The sequence below is a fragment of the Gemmatimonas sp. genome, from assembly GCF_041689975.1.
GTDB lineage: Bacteria > Gemmatimonadota > Gemmatimonadetes > Gemmatimonadales > Gemmatimonadaceae > Gemmatimonas.
Genome location: NZ_JBDNFF010000131.1, coordinates 1 through 6037 on the forward strand (window position 1 = coordinate 1; position 6037 = coordinate 6037).

Consider the following 6037-nt stretch of genomic DNA (forward strand, 5'->3'; position numbering starts at 1 on the left):
AGTGACCGGCGTTCTCCTTTTCTCCTTTTCTCTTCATCTCTGTGTGATCAGTTCAGCAAACGCGCCAACCGACGTGAAACACTACATCGTCGTCACCTTCGGCTTCCCACCCGCGTTCTTCACGTACTTGTCGAGCCACGCCACCCATCGGGCCCACTGATCGAGCACGGTTTCGCGTGCTACCGGGCCGTGGTCTTCGTAGGGATACATGTACAGGGATGCCGTCTTGCCGAGTCCCTGCAGGGCGTGGAACATCTTGATCGAGTTGATCGGGTCGGTGCCCACGTTCTGGTCTTCGGTGCTGTGGTACATCAGCAGCGCGCCGTTCAGCTGATCGGCGTACAGGAACGGTGACATCTCGAGATACGTTTGACGGCCTTGCCACAAGTCGCGACGCTCACTCTGGAAGCCGTTTGGTGTGAGGGTGCGGTTGTACGCGCCGTCGCCGGCGATGCCCGCCTTGAAGAACGGCGTGTGGACCATCGCGTTCACCGTGCTGAAGGCGCCGTAACTGTGGCCGCCTATCCCTAAGCGCTGACGGTCCACGATGGCGAGCGTGTCGAGGGCGTCGATGACCGCGGCAAGGTTATTGCGCAGGTCCACCACGTAATTGTCGTTCGGCAGCTGCCCTTCGCTGGCGAAGATCGGCGCGTCGGGTTCGATCAGGGCATAGCCCTGCGTCACGATGAAGGCCAGTGAGCGCGGGCCGTACGTGGGGAAGCGATTCGCTGCGCCCGCGCCCGGCGTGAGACTGCGGTTGTACGCTTCCTGATTGTCGTACTCGCGCGGATAAAACCAGAACATCGCCGGCAAGCGCGTGCCCTCCTTGTAGTCGGCGGGCAGCGTGACCTTCACGTTGAACGAGTATCCGTCGGCGCGACGCGCCACCACGGTTTTGCGCACCGCCTTCGTGATCTCGGGCATGAGATCCACGTTGTTCGTGAGCTGCTTCGCCTCGCGTGACGCCAGCGTGAGCACGTACGACTGCGGCACGACGGTGGGCGATTCACGCTGGACCACCACGCGCGTGAAATCATCGTCGAGTGGCGCGTAGATCGTTTCGAATACATCGGCCGCGCTCTCGTACAGGCGACTGCGGGTACCGGTGCGGATCTCGATCTTCTCCACGAACGCACGCGGCGTCTTGCCAACGCTGTCGGGTGTCGTGCCCTGCGTGAACACGTACTTGCCGTCGGTCGAGACGACCACCACGGGCACACCACGGCGTCCGGGGCGCGTCACGAGCTCCGACGTGCGGGCACCGCGACCACCAGCGCCACCGGCCGGAGCGGCCGCGGCGCGGGCCAAGCTGTCGGCGCCACGATCACGCGCCCGCGGCGCGATAACGGTGAACCTGGCGTTGTTCTCGTCAAGGAAGATCGCCTGCTCGAACGTGCCGCCCGTGGCGGTCTCGCTCACGAACATGATCTTGCCGTCGTCGCTGAACTGCACGCTGGCAATGCGATTGGCCGTTTCGTACAACGTGGTGCCACCCGTTGAGTCGAACGGTGCGGTCCAGTGCATCAACCGATCGGCGCGGCGTGCCGTGGCGCTCGCCGTGGCGCTCGCCGTGGCGCTCGCCGTGGCGGCGGAGTCGACACGCGCACCAGATGCTGCACCAGCAGGCGCCGGCGCGATCTGCGCGTACAACAACCCACCGGCAAACGGATGCCACGCGATGTTACGCTTTCCCGTGTCTATCGGCGCCGCGCGGCCCGCCGGACCCGCGCGCGGTTGCGGATCGGTAGGGTCGGCCGGCTCTTCACCTTCACGCAGCGTGCGCTTCGACAGTTCACGCAGCACCGTGCCGGCGCCGTCGATCACCACCTCACGCGTGCCGTAGCTCGCCACTGGCAGCAGATACGAGAACGGCTTCTCCACGTACGTCACGCGAAAGTACTGCCCATCAGGCGACGAATCGATGCTGCGGATCAGGCCCGGCGCGCCGACCTTTTTCACGGCGCGCGTTTTCACATTCACCACGGCCAACTGTCCGGTCGTGTGATACTCCAGCAGCGTCTTCTCGAACGGCGACGCCAAGAGGTCGGGGTACGTACGCGTTTTCAGTTTGTTGTTCTCGTTCAGGCGCACCATCGGACCCGCCGCCAACCTGGGCTCTTTCGGCTCGGGGGCGCGGGCGTCGGGCACGAGCACCGTCACGATCGTGGTGCCGTCGGCGGTCCACTCAGGCGCGGTCACGTTCGTGGACAACGTGGAGCGGGTCGTCACGGCGCGCGCCTTCCCCGTCGCGGCGTCGGCTACGTAGATCTGCGTAGCATCCTCGAACAGCGCGAGAAAAGCGAACTGCAAGCCGTTGGGTGACCACACCGGCGTGCTCACCCGTGCGCCCGCCGGAACGACCACCGGGATTTTCCGGCCGCTGGCCCACTCGGTGATCTCGAACCCGGCGCTGCTGCGCATCGTGAGCGCGCGATCGCGGTTGCCACGATAGTCCACCTGAAAGCCGCCCAGATTGTGGTGCGCCTTGCCCACGTTCTGCAGCGAGGGCAGGCCATCACTCATGGTGCGCAGGAAGTACTGCCGGCTCCCCGGATTCGGCGCCGAAAAGTTCACATTCTGCTCGCGAGGAGCAGCAACCAGTCGGGCGATCGACGGCGGCGGCGCGATGTAGCCCTCATCGGCCAGCGGATTCGGCTCGGCCGGCTTTCCCTCGGCCGACTTCGTATCGGCCGACTTCGGCGCGCGGTTTTGCGCAGAGACCGCGGCCAGTGGCAGGAGCATCCCAGCCGTCAGGATTCGAGCAAGTCGCGCAGAAACGGGAAGAAGGCGCATCGGTGGGCTGCCTCGGGTGGGCGGTCGGAGGTCGATCAGGGGGTCGCCATCGCCGCGGCAAGGGCGACACCCCCGCGATGCTACGCGAACCCCATCTGTAACGCAACGCATCGCCGCCGGCGTCGCGATATCTTTCCTCAAAGACCACACGGAATCACTCGCGCCTTCGGGCGCGTTCGGAGGCTTTTATGACCGATTCGACCCCTGACGTTACGCCGGACGCCGTGCCGGTGCAGGCGGTGCCGCCCTCGCACATCGAGTTGCCCATCGCCACGGCCACCGAGCTCCGTCACCTCGATGGCGTACGCAACGATCTGCTGCGTGTGCATCGCGGCTTGCTCGAGGCCGAGCGAAACCGGTACGAGAAGCAGCACGGACGGATTGCCAACAACAGCGCGTTCTTGCAGCTCGTCATCAACGACCCCTGGTTTGATTGGGTGCGGCCTATGGGCCAGATGGTGCTCCTGATCGACGAGCGCACGTCCGACAAGAAGCAACCGCTGGGCAGTGACGAGGCGACGGCGCTCTTCGCACAGGCACTCGAGCTGCTCAAGGCCGATGAAGAAGGGGACGCCTTCCAGCGGCTGTTTTTCCAGTCGATCCAGAGCTCGCCTGATCTGGCGGTGCTGGTGCGGCAGGTGGCCAAAGGGATCGCCGGGGCCTGAGGGCAGCCCAACAAGGGCGGCGCCCGCGGCTGGTCCCGTTCCGATTTCCGGGACGAACCGCGTTGACGCTCTGGACCGCACACCGTCTTTTCGCCATTGTACATGGATGACACGCGCACGGCACTGGACACGGTGGCTGGCGCTGGGCGCTGTAGCGTCGAGTGCGGCCTGTGTTGTCCCCTCGCGTCGTCCGGATGCGGCGCCCAGTAGTTCGTTGGTGCAGGGGCGCTCGTTCGTGGAGCAGTTCGATACGCTGTTCACCCGGTTCAACGACGTATATCCGTCGTTCGCGTACAAGGGTCTCGATTGGCGTGCCCAACGTGCCAAGTATCGCGCACGGGCGCTGCGGGCGCGCTCGCAAGATGAGCTGATCGCCGTGCTCGTCGACATGCTCACGCCGTTACGTGATCTGCACGTGTGGCTCGTCGATCCACGCGGGCAGGTGGTCCCCACGTTCCGACCGCCTGGGCGCGCGAATTTCGAGCGAGCACGCTGGGAGTCGGCGATGCGTGACGCCAGTTACCTTGCACACAGTCGTGACTTCGGCGAGGGTACGGTGGGGGGATACGCCTACCTGTACATTGGCGCGTGGAAAGATCCCGTGAGCGAGGAGGCGCTCGATAGTGCGTTGACAAGACTGCGCGTCGCGCCCGGACTGATCATCGACGTGCGCAACAACGCCGGCGGGACCGATCAAACTGCGCTCGCGTTCGCCAGTCGCTTCACGACGCGTGCCTTCACCGCGTCGTACGTGGAGATCCGCACCGATTCGCTGGTCAAAAACATCGAGATGCCGCTGGCGCGCACGATCAGTCCGCGCGGGGGATGGCAGTTCACCCGACCGGTGGTGGTGCTGTCGGGACGCGGCGGGTTCAGTGCGACGGAAAGCTTTGTGGCGGCGATGCGCACCTTGCCGCAGGTCACGGTCGTAGGCGATACCACCGGCGGCGCTTCTGGCAATCCGGCCACGTTCGCGCTTGGCAACGGCTGGCGATTCACCGTGCCGCGCTGGCTGGAGTTCGGTCCCGATAAACGCCCCATCGAAGGACGCGGTGTCGCGCCACATGTGGCAATGACGTGGGATCCGGCCAACTACGACAGCGCGCGTGATCCGCTTATTGATGCCGCCGTGGGATTGCTGGGAGAGCGCAACGGCGTGTACCATATCGTTCCCGCCTCGTCGCATGAGACCCGCGCGGAAAGCGCACCCGCCGGCGGTGCGCGGCGCTAGTTTCCGCACGCGCTTGCACGCTCTCTCACTCAGTCTTCGCCATGCCAGTCGCTTATCAACCTGTGTGGGACGACGGCTCCTGGACCGCTTTCCCACCACTGCAAGGCCCCATCACCACCGGCACCTGCGTGATCGGACTCGGCGGCACCGGGCTCACCGTGATCGAAGAGTTGCTCGCTCGCGGTGAGGCTGTGGTCGGGCTCGACGCCGCCGACGTCGCGGCGGGGGCGGCCGGTCGAAACGGCGGTTTCCTGCTGGCCGGCACGTACGATTTCTATCACGACGCCGTGCGCAAACATGGTCGCGACCGCGCGTTGGCGATCTATCAGGCCACGCTCGTCGAGATGCAGCGGATTGCCGACGCGGCTCCGGGAACGGTGCGCTTTGTAGGCTCGCGCCGCATCGCGGCCGACGACTGGGAAATCGGGGATTGCAAGGCGCAGATGGAGGCCATGCAGGCCGACGGCCTCGCTTGCGAGTGGTACGATGCCGCCGACGGCGTCGGGCTCACCTTCGCCACCGACGGTGCATTCAATCCGCTGGCTCGCTGTCGTGTGTTGGCGCAGAAGGCAGTTCGCGGTGGCGCGCAGCTGTTTTCGCGGTCGCCGGCTACAGCGGTGCAGGGCACGCGGGTCGAGACCGCGCAGGGCACGGTGCATTGCGATCGCGTGATCGTCGCCATCGACGGTCGGCTCGAGCTGTTACTACCGGAACTCATTGGGCGCGTGCGCACCGCGCGCCTGCAGATGCTGGCCACCGCGCCAACCACCGAGATCAGCGTGCCAGCTCCGATGTATTACCGCGAAGGCCACGAGTACTGGCAGCAGTTGCCCGACGGCTCGATCGCGATCGGGGGCTTCCGCGATCAGGGCGGGCCGAGTGAGTGGACGTGCGACGCCACGCCCACCGATACGGTGCAGCAGCTGCTCGAATCCTTCGTGCGCACACACCTCGGCGTGCACGCCCCGATTACCCATCGCTGGGCGGCGAGCGCGGGGTATACGGAGAGCGGGTTGCCGGTCGTGGAGCAGGTCCGTGAGGGCGTGTGGGCACTCGGGGGATACTCGGGGACGGGTAACGTGATGGGGGCCGTGTGCGGGCGTGCGGTGGTCGCGGCGGCGCTGGATGGCGACGTGGCGCCGGTGCGGGTGTTGCTGGGTGAGCATTGGTTGCCGGAGGTACCAGCGGTGACCGCACCGTCGCTGTCCTAAGCCGGTGGCGCCGCGCGCGCCGTGTGGCGCGATATGGCCGCATGTGGGACCGTATCGGTTCGAAAAAATTGGATCGAAGAGGTCCAGGCGGTGGGTTCGGCACGCAACGGGTTGAAAGTGCTCGATCAGGTGGAGAC

General features: G+C 65.7%; 4 protein-coding genes. 3 read left to right on the plus strand and 1 reads right to left on the minus strand.

Annotation, left to right across the window (positions count from 1 at the left end; genetic code table 11):
- Nucleotides 1-81: 81 nt before the first annotated feature.
- A complete protein-coding gene (locus tag ACESNG_RS08815) occupies nt 82-2742 on the minus strand; it encodes a prolyl oligopeptidase family serine peptidase (protein ID WP_373068621.1) in 2661 nt (886 codons plus the stop codon).
- Between the two features lie 239 nt (nt 2743-2981).
- Here ACESNG_RS08815 and ACESNG_RS08820 point away from each other — a divergent pair, with 239 nt between their 5' ends.
- The 3 genes from ACESNG_RS08820 (at nt 2982) to ACESNG_RS08830 (ending at nt 5900) form a co-directional block, all read left to right on the plus strand.
- The gene (locus ACESNG_RS08820; protein ID WP_373064998.1) at nt 2982-3458 is read left to right on the plus strand and encodes a hypothetical protein; all 477 of its coding nucleotides are present in this window, start codon (nt 2982-2984) and stop codon (nt 3456-3458) included.
- Between the two features lie 106 nt (nt 3459-3564).
- The gene (locus tag ACESNG_RS08825) at nt 3565-4689 is read left to right on the plus strand and encodes a S41 family peptidase (protein WP_373065000.1); all 1125 of its coding nucleotides are present in this window, start codon (nt 3565-3567) and stop codon (nt 4687-4689) included.
- 41 nt (nt 4690-4730) lie between these two features.
- Complete coding sequence (locus tag ACESNG_RS08830) at nt 4731-5900, plus strand: NAD(P)/FAD-dependent oxidoreductase (RefSeq protein ID WP_373068623.1); 1170 nt, start codon at nt 4731-4733, stop codon at nt 5898-5900.
- Nucleotides 5901-6037: the final 137 nt, after the last annotated feature.

Excerpts from the sequence above, each read along its gene's own strand:
- ACESNG_RS08820 (WP_373064998.1), top strand. The coding sequence starts at position 2,982 with ATGACCGATTCGACCCCTGACGTTACGCCGGACGCCGTGCCGGTGCAG.
- ACESNG_RS08815 (WP_373068621.1), bottom strand. The coding sequence starts at position 2,742 with ATGCTCCTGCCACTGGCCGCGGTCTCTGCGCAAAACCGCGCGCCGAAG.
- ACESNG_RS08825 (WP_373065000.1), top strand. The coding sequence starts at position 3,565 with ATGACACGCGCACGGCACTGGACACGGTGGCTGGCGCTGGGCGCTGTA.
- ACESNG_RS08830 (WP_373068623.1), top strand. The coding sequence starts at position 4,731 with ATGCCAGTCGCTTATCAACCTGTGTGGGACGACGGCTCCTGGACCGCT.